The organism is Pseudomonas sp. C1C7 (assembly GCF_013359595.1).
Lineage (GTDB): Bacteria > Pseudomonadota > Gammaproteobacteria > Pseudomonadales > Pseudomonadaceae > Aquipseudomonas.
In genome coordinates this window covers 1-13,596 of record NZ_JABFMP010000009.1, presented here as the reverse complement: position 1 = coordinate 13,596, position 13,596 = coordinate 1, and the positions used below count along the sequence as shown (strand labels likewise).

Here is a 13,596-nt window from a genome sequence, read left to right as displayed (position 1 = left end):
TCTTTTGCCCCTTCACATCAAAAAGATTGCAGCCTCGTTTCACTCGGCAGCTCCTACAAGATCCCGCAATGCCCTGTAGGAGCTGTCGAGTGAAACGAGGCTGCGATCTTTTGACCTTAAAAAAAACCCCTCTTTCGAGGGGTTCCTTATGCAGCACTGCCCAGCATCAAGTCATCTGAATGATGGTCTGCATGATGGTGCTCTGGGTGGAGATGGTCTTGGCGTTCGCCTGGTAGTTGCTCTGCGCCTTGATCAAATCGACCAGTTCGTTGGTCACGTTGACGTTTGACTCTTCCAGGGAGTTGGAGTGGATCGAACCCAGGGTGCCGGTTTCCGGCGCATCGTAACCCGGGATGCCCGATGCGTAGGTTTCCTTCCAGCTGGTGCCGCCAACAGGCTGCAGACCTTGCTCATTGGTGAAGCTGGCCAGTGCCAGCTGGCCGATCGGTTTGGTCTGGTAGTTGCTGAAGTTGGCCAGCATCACACCACTGCCGTCGATGGTCAGGTTGGTGATCTGGCCGGTGGCGTAACCGTTCTGCGCAGGAATCGAACGCGCGGTGTCAGCGTTGAACTGGGTGGTGTTGGCCATGGAAATGGTCACGCCTGCCGGATCCGCGGCGGCGCCGTTGGCAGCCCAGGTGCCATTGGTGACTTTGCCCGGTACCCAGTTGGTGATTTTCAGATCACTGCTGACCACTGGAGCACCCGGCGGGTTTGGCGTGCTGACCGAAACCAGTTTGCCGCTGGTATCGAAAGTCATGGTCGATGCAACCGGTGGCGTAGCTGCCGCGGTAGGGTCGCTACCGTCAGGGTTGCGGCCATCGATCAGGGTGTAGGTATCCCAGGTGTTCGGACCGGTTTTCACCATGTACTGATCCATGGTGTGCTGGTTACCCTGAGTGTCGAAAATCGGGGTGCTGAACTGCTTGGTGAAAGTTTCCGGCTTGGCTGGATCGAACTTGTTGGCAGCCACAGTCTGATCAATGATCGACGCAGTGGAGTTCAGGTTGATCGTCGACGACACGGTGGTCGTGGATTTAGGCGCCAGGTTGGAAGTGTCGATACGCAGATCCGTCAACACACCGTTGACGATCTTGCCGTTGGCATCCACACCATAACCCTGCAGGCGCGCAGTGCCATCGGAGTTGGTGACGTAGCCTTCCTTGTCGACCTTGAAGGTACCGGCACGGGTGTAGGACAGCGAACCGTTGTTGTTCAGCACGAAGAAGCCGGAGCCGTTGATGCCCATGTCCAGCACGTTGCCGGTGTTGCTGATGTCACCCTGGGTGAACTGCTGGGAAACGTTGGCCAGGCGCACGCCGCTACCGACGGTCTTGCTGCCCGAACCCAGCTTGGTCGCCGAGTACACATCTTCGAATTCCGCACGGGACGATTTGAAGCCGACGGTCGCCACGTTGGCGATGTTGTTGCCGGTCACGTCCAGTTGCTTGTTGGCAGCATAGAGACCGCTAAGGCCGATGTTGAAAGACATATTCCACTCCTGTATGCCGGGTTAGTCGGCTCTATATACCAATGGTTTGCACTTTGGACAGGGCGACACTGCCCAGGCCCGCCAGATTGAGCATCAACTCTCCGCCGGTCTGGCTCAGGGTCACACTGGTGACAGTCGCCGGCAGGTTGGTGATCAGCGCGACGCTCTGATCATCGATGGTGGTCGTTGCGGCGAAGGTGTAAGTACCCGCCGGGGCCACGTTGCCCGCTTCGTCCTTGCCGTCCCAGGTAAAGCTGGCATTGCCCGCCTTCTGGTCGCTCAAGGTGAGGGTACGAATGGTTTTGCCGTCCTTGTCGGTGATTTTCACCGTGGCTTCGGCAACCGATTGCGGCAGCACGACCGAACCGGTCATGCCCTTGGTGGTGTCTACCACGGCCTTGTCGCCCGGCGCGATGACCGAACGCCCCACCAGGGACGAAGCCTGCAACGCCTGGGAGGAACCGAACGCACCGGCAATGCCGGTCACGGTGTCGTTAAGCGTGGTGATGCCTTCCAGGCTGCTGAACTGCGCCAACTGCGCCACGAACTCACCGTTGCCTTGCGGCTCCAGCGGGTTCTGGTTTTTCAGTTGCGTCACCAGCAACTGCAGGAACGCATCCTTGCCCAGGGCCTTTTTGCCAGTAGCGCTACCGGCCGCGGACGCCAGGCTATCGGTATCCTTTGTGGTCTTGACCGAAGAGTTCGCCAGGATGTCGTTGAGCGACAGGCCACTGGTGGTATCGGAAACACTCATCTGAGTCGCCCCTTATCACTGACCGAGGGTCAGGACTTTCTGCATCATGGTTTTGGCGGTGTTCATCATTTCGGCGTTGGTCTGGAACGAACGGCTGGCGGAAATCATGTCGGCCATTTCTTCCACCACGTTGACGTTCGGGTAATAGACGTAGCCCTTGGCGTCGGCAGCCGGATGGTTCGGCTCGTAGCGTGCTTCAAGGTTGCTCTGGTCTTCGACCACACCCAGTACCTGCACGCCTTGACCGGCGGCATCCTGGTTCTGGAACAGCGAATCGCTGCCGCCGCTCTGGGCGCCCTGGAACATGGTGGCGAATACCGGGTGACGGGCGCGGTAGGTCTGGTCGATGCTCGACGAGACGGTTTCGGCGTTGGCGATGTTCGATGCGACGGTGTTCAGGCGAGTGTTCTGGGCACTCATGCCGCTACCGGCAATGTTGAAAACGCTGGATAGAGACATGACTTATTCTCCGCGCAGGGCTGAGATCAGCCCTTTGAATTTGCTGTTGAGCAGGGTGAAGCTGGCCTGGAAGTTGACCGCGTTTTCCGCGTAGTTCGACTGCTCCAGTTGGGCGTCCACAGTGTTCTGGTCGATCGAAGGCTGCATCGGCGTGCGGTACATCAGCGACTCGTCGCCATTGCCCAGGCCTTCGGCTTCGATATGCCGGCTGTTGGTCATGTTCAAGGCGAACGTGCCGTTTTTGGCCTTGTCGTTCTGTGCCTCGAGCACTTTCGAGAACTCCAGATCCCGCGCTTTGTAGTTCGGGGTGTCGGCGTTGGCGATGTTGTTGGCCAGGACTTCAGCGCGCTGGGCACGGAAGCCCAGAGCCTTTTCGTGAATACCGAGCGCTTTATCGAAGCTGATGCTCATGTCGGGAAACCTTCACCTTCGGGTGACCTGATTTTTCGTACGATGGTCTTAGCAAGCGTCATGCCAAATCAGAACACGCCCATAAACCGGGGCTTTGCGAGCGGTGGCAGCGCGGCAATGCCAGAAAAGCGGCAACCGGTTTCCGCCGGATGCCGCTTTTCTGCCGCTTTCTCCAACGCAACACACCCCCTGTAGGAGCTGCCGAAGGCTGCGATCTTTTGAGTCTGTTTTTTAAAAGCCAGATCAAAAGATCGCAGCCTTCGGCAGCTCCTGCGGGTAAACAAAAGCCATAAAAAAACGGGAGCCTTTGAGGGCTCCCGTTTTTTTCAATCACGCCAACATCACTTCGCCTGGTAAATGATCCCCGGGCTGCACTGAACCATCTGGTAATGGTCCGGCAATCCGTTCAACGCCTCGGAGGCGCCGAGGAACAGATAACCGCCCGGTTTCAGCGTGCTGTGAATGCGCAACAGAATGTCCTTCTTCACTTCGGCAGAGAAGTAGATCAGGACGTTGCGGCAAAACACGATGTCGAACTTGCCGAGACTCGCGTAGCTGTCCAGCAGGTTGAAGGAGCGGAACTCCACCCGACTCTTGATCGGCGCCTTGATCACCCAGCGCCCCGGTCCTTTCGGATCGAAGTAACGCTGCAGTCGCTCGGGCGACAGGCCACGGCCGATGGCCAGGCTGTCGTACTCGCCGGTCTTGCAGTTGGTCAACATGGTGCTGGACAGATCGGTGGCGACAATCTGCACCCCCATCTTCAGTTGCCCGACGTTGGTCCGCTCGAATTCGTCGATGGACATCGACAGCGAGTAAGGCTCCTGACCCGACGAACACGCCGCCGACCAGATGCGCAGGCGCTGGCCGGGACTGGCCTTGATCGACTCGGGCAGAACCTTGTTTTTCAAGACCTCAAATGGATAGGTGTCACGAAACCACAGGGTTTCGTTGGTCGTCATCGCGTCCACCACCATCTCGCGCAAACCGCTGCGCGGCTGAGTCTGGATACGCTGGACCAACTCCCCGAGGGACTTGATGCCTTGCTGCTCCATCAGCTTGTTGAGACGGCTCGAGACCAGATACTGCTTGTTTTCACCGAGCAAAATGCCACAGGCTTTTTCCAGGAATACCCGGAACTGTTCGAAATCCAAATTACCCGTAGACAATGCTGCCGCCTCTTAAATCGTGTTGACTGCCAGGGGCAAAACGCCCCTAGCTGATGTCTGCTGCTTTGATCCGGTCGACCACCCGGGATGCCAGGTCATCAGGACGGAATTTGGCCAGGAAGTCATCGGCACCGACTTTCTTGACCATCGCCTGATTGAACACGCCCGACAATGAAGTATGCAGGATGATATGAAGCTTTTGCATGCGCGGGTCGTTGCGGATCTCGGCCGTCAGAGTGTATCCGTCCATTTCCGGCATCTCGATGTCGGAGATCATCATCAGGAACTCTTCTTCCGGCTTCTTGCCTTCATCGACCAGCTTGCGCAGGTAATCCAGCGCCTGCCGCCCATCGTTCAACGCCACCACTTCGACACCAACGGTCTGCAGGCAACGCGTGACCTGCTTGCGCGCCACCGATGAGTCATCGACCGTCAGCACACGCAGCGAAAGCGCCTTGTGCTGGGTTTCGACATCGACCACTCCGACGGAAATCGCTTCCGGTGTTGGCGCCACTTCCGCCAGCACTTTCTCGACGTCGATGATTTCAACCAACTGGTTGTCGACCCGCGTCACCGCCGTCAGGTAGTGATCGCGACCGGTCCCCTTGGGTGGCGGATGGATCTCTTCCCAGTTCATGTTGACGATGCGCTCCACCGAGCGGACCAGGAAACCCTGGGTCTTGGTGTTGTACTCCGTGATGATCACGAACGGGTTGTTCTTGTCCTTCAACGCACCGGAGCCGGTTGCCATTGCCAGATCCAGGATCGGAATGGTCGCCCCCCGAATATTTGCCACGCCGCACACGACAGGACTGGATTTGGGCATCAGCGTCAGTTGGGGGCATTGCAGCACCTCCCTAACCTTGAAGACGTTGATCCCATACAGCTGCTGGCCGTCGAGACGGAACAACAACAGCTCAAGGCGATTCTGCCCCACCAGTTGCGTGCGCTGGTTAACCGAATCCATTACACCAGCCATGCCCAGACTCCTACACCAACGCTGACTTGTTGCGACGCGCCTTCATCCGTAAACGGCACGGCGCTTGCTATTTATCTTTTTATGAATACAGAACCGACGTTTTTTCGACGCTTGACCACCACCGGCCGTAAATACCTGGCCGCGATGGCAGCTGTCTGCCTGTTCAACGCTGGCAGCCCTGCCCTTGCCGATACGGTTACCTTGCCTGACATGCTTATCGGCGTCACTCAGGGCTTTCTTGAATTCACCGTAGAAGACTATCTGGCCACCAGTCAAACGGAAGGTCGCTACGAGATCCAGGTCAACCAGCTCGACCCGCGACTGCGCATGCCGATGTGCGACAAGGAATTGACAGCGTCGCTGGAGAGCCCGGCAAAGCCTCTGGGACGGGTCACGGTCAAGGTTCGCTGTGAAGGATCGTCCCCATGGACCGTCTTCGTGCCCGCTCAAGTGCGCCTGTTTCGCGACGTCGTGACCACCACCCGACCGCTTCGGCGCACCGGCATTGTCGAACCTGAAGACGTGATCCTGCGCGAGCGCGATATCAGCGCGATCAACCAGGGTTACCTGACGTCCCTGGATCAGGCGATCGGGCAACGACTGACCCGACCAATGGTCGCCGATCAGGTCGTCACCCTGGTGAACCTCGAACAGGCGGAAGTCATCCGCAAGGGCGATCAGGTCGTGATCACCGCCCGCAGCGGTACGCTCAGCGTGCGGATGCCCGGCGAAGCGCTGGCCAATGGCGGCATGAGCGAACAGATTCGAGTGAAAAACCTCAACTCCCAGCGGGTCATCAAGGCGCAAGTCATCGCCCCGGGACAGGTGGAGGTATCAATGTAACCCGCCATTGAGGATTTACCGCGAGTGAAGATGTGGCGCGGGCCATGTCTGTTCCCTAAACTGTGCTCCATTCAGGGCAAGCGCTGACGTGTGCAAGCTCTCGATAAATGAGCCTAAAGTTTTCCAGGGAATGGCCGAAAACATGGCAAGCGTCCAAATTCCCAGAGGTTTTTTATCATGGTTATCGATTTCAGCCGTTTGAACAGCTCCTCGTCACTTACCGGCAGTACACGTACCAGCGCGCCCAAGGAAACCGCCGAAAGCGGCAAATCCGCGCCGCTGAACAGCCCGAGCGAACAGGCCGGGACCGCTACAGTCGGGGAGTCGGTACATCTCAGCAATGAGGCTCAACAGTTGCAGAAGGTCACTGATACGCTGCGCGATCAGCCTGTCGTCGACAAAGCCCGGGTGGCCGAGTTGAAAGCAGCGATTGCCGATGGCAGCTATAAAGTCGACAGCAACCGTGTAGCCAGCAAACTGCTCAACTTCGAAGCCCAGCGCTAGGCTACGGCCCGCGCCAGGCTTTTGGACGCTTAAAACCCAAGGCCAGCCATGCACGACACGAATCTACTGCAACTGATCACCGACGACTTTGCTCCAGCGCAACAACTGCTGGAGTTACTGCGTACCGAATCCCTCGCCCTGCACGGTCGCGACATGTACCTGCTCGAAGGCATCCTGGCGCAGAAGCAGGCATTGATCATCTTGCTCGAACAGCATGGCCGTAAGCGCAGCGAAATCCTCGCCAGCCTCAATCTTCCCGCCAACCGCAGCGGCCTGGAGCAACTGGCCAGCCAGTCGAGCATCGGCGAATCCCTGCTCGCGCAAAGCGATGTGCTGAACGATCTGCTGAGCCAATGCCAGGCGACCAATGCCAACAACGGCCAGTCGATCCTGGTGCAGCAGGCCGCCACGGCCACACAACTGAAAATTCTTACTGGCGGCGAACCTCCAGCGCTCTATGATGCCAGTGGAACCTTTTCCAAGCTTGTGAAACCGCGCCCACTCAGTCAGGCTTGAGCCGCGCCGACGAGCACGCTCTATCAAGATACGAAACATGCTGGCAAAATGCCGGCAAGCCGTAGTCAAAATTTGTCTGGAGATTGATTAACCGTGTCCATTGCCTTAAATGCGGACGATGCTCCGCAGCCACCCAAGGTGCTCAGCACGCCCCTGGAAATCTCCGGCAACCTTCGCCAACTGCAAGAAAGTCATGACCCGCTGATCATTACGTTCCACGAGCGCAGCCAGCGCTTCCAGAGCTATCTGGTGGACATCGATCGCGAGAGCAACATGATTGCCCTGGACGAAATGATTCCTCGCGACGGCGAACGCTATCTGCTGGCCGGCGAACCCTTCAAGGTCGAAGGCTTCCACGAAGGCGTGCGCATCGCGTGGGAAAGCAACGGCCCGCTGACCATCGATGAGTCCGGTGGCAGCCGCTGCTACCGCGGCACGCTTCCGGATGAAGTGATCTATCACCAACGCCGCAATGCGTTCCGTGCTGCACTGAAGCTCGCGCAACTGGTCGACGTCGATCTGGACGGCGAAAAACTCAAGGCACCGATCAGCGGCAAACTGCTGGACATCTCGGCCACCGGTTGCAAATTGCGTTTTTCCGGCGACATTACCGGCAGCCTGCAACTGGGCCAGGTCTATGACCGCTTCGTGGCCGCCCTGCCCTTCGGCAAGATGATGGCTCCGGTCGAGTTGCGCTACCTGCACTTCGAAGAAAAAATCGCCACAACCTTTGCCGGCGTACGCTTTCACAACATGAGCGGCCTGGTGCAACGGCAGGTCGAGCGTTTCGTTTATCAGCTGCAACGCGAAGCACGGCGCTTCGACAAAGACGACTTCTGATAACGGCGCGTCAAAAAAACGGGCAGTCCCTTGCGGTGACTGCCCGTTTTTTTATGCCTGCCGTTAAGGCCTGGCTTCGTTCAAACGCTGCTCGTTATCCAAATCCGGCTGCTGTGGTGGAGTATCGGATTGTGGTTCCGGCTCCGGACTCGGCTCAGGAGGCGGGCTTTGCATCTGATCGTGAACCACTTGCTCATCGACCCGCGGATCCAGGCACGCCACCAGTGGCGAACTCGACATACTGTCCGGCATGGCCACGTGATGCAGCGGTGCGTCGTCCACCTGATGCAGGTTGGTGACCGCTTTCGGACGAATTCGCCACACCAGCACCAAAGCGAAGAAGACGAAGAAGGCATACAGCATGTGGCTGCCGAACATCTTCATCAGCACGCCTGCGGCCAACGGGCCGATACTGGCACCCACGCCGTAGGTCACCAGCAACATCGCGGTCAGGGACACTCGACGATCGGCTTCCACGTGGTCGTTGGAGAAGGCTACGGCCAGCGGATAGAGGCAGAACTTTACCAGGGAGCAGACGAAGCCGGCGATGAACAGCACCTCCAGCGGCACCTGCTTGAGGATCGCCAAAGGCAAGGCCGCCAACGCCAGGATCACGGCAAAAAAGCGAATCAGCACCGCCCGGTCATAACGGTCGGACAGCCATCCCAACGGCCACTGCACCAACAGGCCAGCGAAAATGCAGCTACCCATGAACAGACCGACCTGCTCGGTGGACAGCCCCTGCTGCGACGCGTACAGCGGCGCCAGACCGTAGAACGAGCCGATGATCAGACCGGCACCGAGCACGGTACTCAAGGATTGAGGGACACGCTTTATGAAGAATCGCGGCTCCATGGGTGCCGGCCGCAACGGTGCCGGGTGAATCCGACGCGTCAGCGCTACCGGCACCAGGCACAGGGCAAAGCACAGTGCGACCAGCATCAGCAGTTCCAGGCCCAGGCCCGGGTGCATGACCAGAATCAGCTGCCCCAGCACCAGGCCAAGGTAGGACGCGATCATGTAACCACTGAATACCGTGCCACGCTGGCTCGCTTCGGCCTGCTCGTTCAGCCAGCTCTCGATGACCATGTACTGGCACATCATTCCCAGGCCCACGATCACCCGCAGAAAGATCCAGGCCGGAAGAAAGTTCACCAGCCCATGACCGAGTACCGCCGCACCGACGATCCCGGCACAGGCCGAGTAGGCTCGAATGTGCCCGACTCGGGCGATCAAGCGGTGGCCGATCTTGCCGCCCAGCACCAGACCGAAGTAGTTGGCCGCCATCAATGCACCGACCCACAGGCTGTCGACGTGGTCAGCCGCCAGACGAAGGCCCAGGTAAGTACTCAGCAAGCCGGAGCCGATCAACATCATCAGCGAGGCGAAATATAGCGCTCGAAAGGGTTTCCAGATTTGGCGCATCGGCGTTCCGAGCGGCTCCTTGCAGTGAGATTCGGACTACCGAAAAGATAGACCGTTATAGACAGTGCGTCAGGCCTGGGCCGCTAGAACACGCCGTTCCCAGGGAGTAATTTCATCCAGGAAGCTGGTCAACTCCATGGTCTTCGAAGCGATGTAACCTTCGATGAATTCGGTGCCGAACAGTTCCTTCGCCAACTGGCTTCGATTCAGACGTTCAAGAGCGGCATGCAAGGTACAAGGCAACGAAAGATTGTCCGGCACTTTGAATTCACCCTGGATGGGTTCGCTCGGCTCCAGCTTTTGCTCAATACCGTACAACCCGGCGGCCAGGCTGGCGGCAATCGCCAGATACGGATTGGCGTCGGCGCCCGGCAAACGATTCTCGACCCGACGAGCGACCGGCGAACTGGCCGGAATGCGCAAACCCGCGGCCCGGTTGTCATGGGACCAGCAGGCATTATTCGGGGATGCGTAGGGGTGACACAAGCGCTGATACGAATTCACATTCGGCGCAAACAGCGCGGTGAAATCCGCCATGCAGGCTTGCTGGCCAGCGATGAAATGACGGAAGGCCGCGGTTGGCTGACCGGTCTCATCGCTGAACACGTTAAGTCCGGTGCCGGAATCGACGATGCTTTGGTGAATATGCATCGAATTGCCCGGCGTATGAGCCAGCGGCTTGGCCATGCACACCACGCTCAAGCCATGCTTGAGTGCGACTTCCTTGAGAAGGTGCTTGAACAGGAACGTCTGATCGGCCAGTAACAGCGCATCGCCGTGCAGCAGGTTGATCTCGAACTGGCTGACGCCCATTTCGTGCATGAAGGTATCGCGCGGCAAACCCAGAGCCGCCATGCATTCGTAGACCTCATTGAAGAATGGCCGCAAACCGTTGTTGGAGCTGACGCTGAATGCGGACTGACCGTCTTCGCGACGACCGTCCAGGCCTACCGGAGGCTGGAAGGGTTGAGTCGGATCGACGTTGGCGGCGAAGACAAAAAACTCTAGCTCTGTCGCCACCACCGGTGTTAGACCTGCGGCCGCGTAGCGCTGGATGACTTTCTTGAGCTGGCCTCGAGTCGAGAGGTTGGAGCTTTCTCCGGTCAACTCATCCGCATCGCAAATGGCGAAGGCACGAGGCGGCTTGCTCCAGGGTAAATGATGGATTTGCGCGGGATCGGGTACCAGTGCGAGATCGCTATCGTCACTGCCGTAAAAACGCGCTGGCGGATATCCGCCCATGATGCATTGCAGCAGCACGCCCCGCGCCATCTGCAGACGACGGCCTTCCAGGAAGCCCTCGGCGGTCATCACTTTTCCCCGTGGCACGCCATTCAGATCGGGCGTGACACACTCAATTTCATCAATGCCCTTCAATCGCTGCGCGAGTGAACTCGGGCCATCGGTTGTCATGACGCTATCCTTGTTTTTATGCGAACCGAGAACGGTAACCCGCACAAAATAGGCTCCGCGTGTTCGGAATATCAAGCAGCGTCAAACAAAAATCTGCAGGTACTGCAAATCGGATCAGGGTAGATAAATACTGAAAAGCCCGCCGCCCAATGGACCGCCATTGTTGATTTCAGTCCGCCCGACGACACCGTTGCGCTGATGCAATGCCGCAATACGCCCGGCAAAGTACAACCCCAGGCCGGTACTGCCGCTACTTTGATTGATGCCCTGCACGTAATCCGACTGATGCTCGATCATCTGCGCAGGGTAGCCCTCGCCGTCATCGTTGATGGTCAGCACCAATTGCCCCGCTTCATCACTGGCGCTGATCAGGACGGCATGACGGGCATAGCGGATGGCGTTGTTGATGCAGTTGGCCAGTACCGAGGCGATCAGTTCACGATCGAAGAATCCCAACGGACTCAAGGGGTCGACCTCGAAGGTCGCAGCGATACCGCGGCTGGCGAATACCTCTTGATGACAGGCTAGCTGTGCTTCGATGAAGTCATCCAGTTCGTGATAGGCCGGTTGCAAAGGCATCTGGTTCACCCCCAGCTTGTAGAGGCCCAGCAACTGCACGAGCATACCGTTGAGGTGAGCGAACTCGAACTCGATAACGCCCTGTTCCGGCGTATGCGCCGCAGGGTCAGGAAGCTTCGCCAACCATTGGCTGTGGGCCTGCATGAGCATGGCCAACGAGTTTTTCATGTCGTGCACGGTCGACGCGATCACCGTGGAAAAATCAAGGTTTTGCTGGTTGTCGTTCATTCGCCAAACGCCTTGCTTTTGAGCTTCTGGTAGCGCGGATAACGGGCATCGGTGTCAGGCATCAGACCGACCATTTTCAGGCACTTTCGACATTCTTCGAGCTCGGCCGATGGCACGCTGGTATCTGTACCGTGCAGCAGCGATTGCGCCATGTTCAACGCGATGCTGATGTTCTTTGGCTGCATTGTCAGGGCTTTACGGAATACTTCCCGAGCCTCGACCAGATTGCCGGTTTTGTAGACGCGCACGCCCTGCCGGTTGAGGTCCGCCGCGGCATTGCCGGCGTTGAGAATGGTCGGATCATCGGTGAGCTTGGCAATGTCTTTCATGACAGCCGGATCGTCGCCGTAAATTTCCACACAGTTTTTCAGCATCGACGTACCGGCTTCCGCCTGTCCGAGCATTTGCAACTGCTTTGCCACTAACAACGCCGCCTCGGCGCTCATGAACTGCTCCATGCCATCGAGACGCAGCATTGCTTGCTCGGTGAGCTTTTCAGCGGTTTCGGCATCGTTGAGCAACAGGCTGGTGGCCTTCATCAAACGCGCACGGATCTGCAGGCCAGGATCGGAAGGGTTTTCCTTGGCTACGGCACTCAGCGTTGTGTTGATCTCCAGTCGGGTACGGGTATCCAGGCCTTTTTCGCTGCCCTTACTGATCAGGGCGTGAGCCAGACCAAGGTTGCTCTCGGCATCCTTGAAACGTGACTGAGCGCCTTGGGTAACAGCCTGTCGGTAGGCTTTGGAGGCTGTGTCGAAGTCTTCATTGGTCATCGCCAATTTGCCCAGCTGCGCCTGACGTCGTACTGCCAATGGCGACAGGCGAATCGCTTCTTCCAATACTTTCTGGGCGGACTTGGTGTCCCCTTCTGCCACCAATACATCCGCCATGCCGTCGTAGAGCGTCGGCATCATGGGAAACACTTTGAGCGCCTTTTCGTAGACGCCTTTAGCCTGGGCAACCTGCCCACGCTTGAACAGCAGTTTGCCCAATCCGGCATAGGCCCAGGGCAAGGGGCGATCGGCGATGATGCTGTCGTAGAGACGCTCCAGCGCTTCATTCTGATTCAGGTCGCGCAATGCATCGGCGCGATAACGCAGGCACAACGGCGAGTAGCGGATGTCCTGCTTGCATAGAGCAATGCAGGCATTGAGCACTTCAGCCGGGTTGCCTCGGTCGAGGGCCTGCAGGATTGGCTTGAGCAACGTTTTACGCTGCACCAGACGCTCAAGACGCTGTGCCAGGCTGGAACGGTTGAAAGGCTTGGTCAGATATGCGTCGGGTTCGTGCTCCAACGCGCTGAGTACCATTGCCTGACTGGTTTCGGCAGTCACCATGACAAATACACTTTCATGGCTGATCAGCTTCTCGATCATCAGGTCTTCAAGCACCTGCTGACCGTTCTTCTTGCCATCCCCCAGGTGGAAGTCCTGCAGGATGAAATCGTAGGATTTCTGCGAGCACATTTTCAGTGCCTGCTCGCCGGTGTCGGCGGTATCCACATCCTTGACGCCCAGTTCGCGCAGCATGGACCTGACCGAGCTGCGGAAGTCCGAAAAATCATCGACGATCAGAAAACTCTTTTGGTGATACGACAGCATCGAAGATTTCCAGGCAATTTAAGAAGAAGAACCGAAAGGCAAATCAATGGGCGATCAGCGTCACTGTTTCTTTACGCGCGCAGATAATAGCTAGTAGCCATAGGCTATCAAGCGATTTCTCTGAACAACGATTGCGAGAAATGAAGACCCTGTGACTGTATGGTTATCGGCCAGGGGTGGCGTTCTCTTGAAGGGAGAGATGCGTAATCGCGCGATTTGCCTGCGATAAGCCATGGAGAGGGGAAGAGCTGAGGCTGGGTTTTCTGCGAAATTTTTCGTGCGCAAAAACAAAACCCCAACTGCTTTCGCAATTGGGGTTTCGGAATTTAATCTTGACGATGACCTACTCTCACATGGGGAAACCCCACACTACCATCGGCGAT

General features: G+C 57.7%; 14 protein-coding genes. 4 read left to right on the top strand and 10 right to left on the bottom strand.

Annotated features, from left to right (window positions below; genetic code table 11):
- Positions 1–166: 166 nt before the first annotated feature.
- The 6 genes from flgE to HNO86_RS09575 all read right to left on the bottom strand — a co-directional run bounded on the left by flgE (position 167) and on the right by HNO86_RS09575 (position 5,264).
- Positions 167–1,492, bottom strand: a complete 1,326-nt coding sequence (gene flgE / locus HNO86_RS09600; RefSeq protein ID WP_175376763.1) for a flagellar hook protein FlgE — start codon at positions 1,490–1,492, stop codon at positions 167–169.
- A 31-nt stretch (positions 1,493–1,523) separates the two neighbouring features.
- On the bottom strand, positions 1,524–2,246 hold the full coding sequence (gene flgD, locus HNO86_RS09595; RefSeq protein WP_175376762.1) for a flagellar hook assembly protein FlgD: 723 nt from the start codon (positions 2,244–2,246) through the stop codon (positions 1,524–1,526).
- 15 nt (positions 2,247–2,261) lie between these two features.
- Positions 2,262–2,705 carry a flagellar basal body rod protein FlgC gene (gene flgC, locus HNO86_RS09590; protein WP_175376761.1) on the bottom strand — a complete coding sequence of 148 codons (444 nt, stop codon included), beginning with the start codon at positions 2,703–2,705 and terminating at the stop codon, positions 2,262–2,264.
- Between the two features lie 3 nt (positions 2,706–2,708).
- Positions 2,709–3,116 carry a flagellar basal body rod protein FlgB gene (gene flgB, locus HNO86_RS09585; protein WP_175376760.1) on the bottom strand — a complete coding sequence of 136 codons (408 nt, stop codon included), beginning with the start codon at positions 3,114–3,116 and terminating at the stop codon, positions 2,709–2,711.
- 341 nt (positions 3,117–3,457) lie between these two features.
- Positions 3,458–4,285 (bottom strand): protein-glutamate O-methyltransferase CheR, encoded by an 828-nt coding sequence (gene cheR, locus HNO86_RS09580; RefSeq protein ID WP_175376759.1) that lies wholly within the window; start codon positions 4,283–4,285, stop codon positions 3,458–3,460.
- Between the two features lie 46 nt (positions 4,286–4,331).
- On the bottom strand, positions 4,332–5,264 hold the full coding sequence (locus HNO86_RS09575) for a chemotaxis protein CheV (RefSeq protein ID WP_015096472.1): 933 nt from the start codon (positions 5,262–5,264) through the stop codon (positions 4,332–4,334).
- Positions 5,265–5,345: 81 nt separating this feature from the next.
- Here HNO86_RS09575 and flgA point away from each other — a divergent pair, with 81 nt between their 5' ends.
- From flgA to HNO86_RS09555, 4 genes are all read left to right on the top strand, one after another.
- Positions 5,346–6,107, top strand: coding sequence for a flagellar basal body P-ring formation chaperone FlgA (gene flgA, locus HNO86_RS09570; protein ID WP_175376758.1), 762 nt, complete (start codon positions 5,346–5,348; stop codon positions 6,105–6,107).
- 177 nt (positions 6,108–6,284) lie between these two features.
- On the top strand, positions 6,285–6,611 hold the full coding sequence (gene flgM, locus HNO86_RS09565) for a flagellar biosynthesis anti-sigma factor FlgM (protein ID WP_175376757.1): 327 nt from the start codon (positions 6,285–6,287) through the stop codon (positions 6,609–6,611).
- Positions 6,612–6,659: 48 nt separating this feature from the next.
- Complete coding sequence (locus HNO86_RS09560; protein WP_175376756.1) at positions 6,660–7,127, top strand: flagella synthesis protein FlgN; 468 nt, start codon at positions 6,660–6,662, stop codon at positions 7,125–7,127.
- A 93-nt stretch (positions 7,128–7,220) separates the two neighbouring features.
- Positions 7,221–7,967, top strand: coding sequence for a flagellar brake protein (locus HNO86_RS09555; RefSeq protein WP_175376755.1), 747 nt, complete (start codon positions 7,221–7,223; stop codon positions 7,965–7,967).
- Between the two features lie 63 nt (positions 7,968–8,030).
- Here the strand turns inward: HNO86_RS09555 and HNO86_RS09550 are convergent, their stop codons facing one another.
- The 4 genes from HNO86_RS09550 to HNO86_RS09535 all read right to left on the bottom strand — a co-directional run bounded on the left by HNO86_RS09550 (position 8,031) and on the right by HNO86_RS09535 (position 13,213).
- Positions 8,031–9,392: an MFS transporter gene (locus HNO86_RS09550; RefSeq protein WP_175376754.1), complete on the bottom strand. Its 1,362-nt coding sequence runs from the start codon at positions 9,390–9,392 to the stop codon at positions 8,031–8,033.
- Positions 9,393–9,461: 69 nt separating this feature from the next.
- Positions 9,462–10,703, bottom strand: a complete 1,242-nt coding sequence (locus HNO86_RS09545; protein WP_175376911.1) for a glutamine synthetase family protein — start codon at positions 10,701–10,703, stop codon at positions 9,462–9,464.
- A 216-nt stretch (positions 10,704–10,919) separates the two neighbouring features.
- Positions 10,920–11,612 carry a sensor histidine kinase KdpD gene (locus tag HNO86_RS09540; RefSeq protein WP_175376753.1) on the bottom strand — a complete coding sequence of 231 codons (693 nt, stop codon included), beginning with the start codon at positions 11,610–11,612 and terminating at the stop codon, positions 10,920–10,922.
- The gene (locus HNO86_RS09535; protein ID WP_175376752.1) at positions 11,609–13,213 is read right to left on the bottom strand and encodes a tetratricopeptide repeat-containing response regulator; all 1,605 of its coding nucleotides are present in this window, start codon (positions 13,211–13,213) and stop codon (positions 11,609–11,611) included. Before HNO86_RS09535 ends, HNO86_RS09540 begins: the two co-directional genes overlap by 4 nt.
- Positions 13,214–13,596 lie beyond the last annotated feature (383 nt).

Coding starts and splice junctions, on each gene's coding strand:
- flgB (WP_175376760.1), bottom strand. CDS start 3,116: ATGAGCATCAGCTTCGATAAAGCGCTCGGTATTCACGAAAAGGCTCTG.
- flgE (WP_175376763.1), bottom strand. CDS start 1,492: ATGTCTTTCAACATCGGCCTTAGCGGTCTCTATGCTGCCAACAAGCAA.
- HNO86_RS09540 (WP_175376753.1), bottom strand. CDS start 11,612: ATGAACGACAACCAGCAAAACCTTGATTTTTCCACGGTGATCGCGTCG.
- HNO86_RS09550 (WP_175376754.1), bottom strand. CDS start 9,392: ATGCGCCAAATCTGGAAACCCTTTCGAGCGCTATATTTCGCCTCGCTG.
- HNO86_RS09575 (WP_015096472.1), bottom strand. CDS start 5,264: ATGGCTGGTGTAATGGATTCGGTTAACCAGCGCACGCAACTGGTGGGG.
- HNO86_RS09545 (WP_175376911.1), bottom strand. CDS start 10,703: ATGACCGCCGAGGGCTTCCTGGAAGGCCGTCGTCTGCAGATGGCGCGG.
- HNO86_RS09535 (WP_175376752.1), bottom strand. CDS start 13,213: ATGCTGTCGTATCACCAAAAGAGTTTTCTGATCGTCGATGATTTTTCG.
- flgD (WP_175376762.1), bottom strand. CDS start 2,246: ATGAGTGTTTCCGATACCACCAGTGGCCTGTCGCTCAACGACATCCTG.
- flgA (WP_175376758.1), top strand. CDS start 5,346: ATGAATACAGAACCGACGTTTTTTCGACGCTTGACCACCACCGGCCGT.
- flgM (WP_175376757.1), top strand. CDS start 6,285: ATGGTTATCGATTTCAGCCGTTTGAACAGCTCCTCGTCACTTACCGGC.
- HNO86_RS09560 (WP_175376756.1), top strand. CDS start 6,660: ATGCACGACACGAATCTACTGCAACTGATCACCGACGACTTTGCTCCA.
- flgC (WP_175376761.1), bottom strand. CDS start 2,705: ATGTCTCTATCCAGCGTTTTCAACATTGCCGGTAGCGGCATGAGTGCC.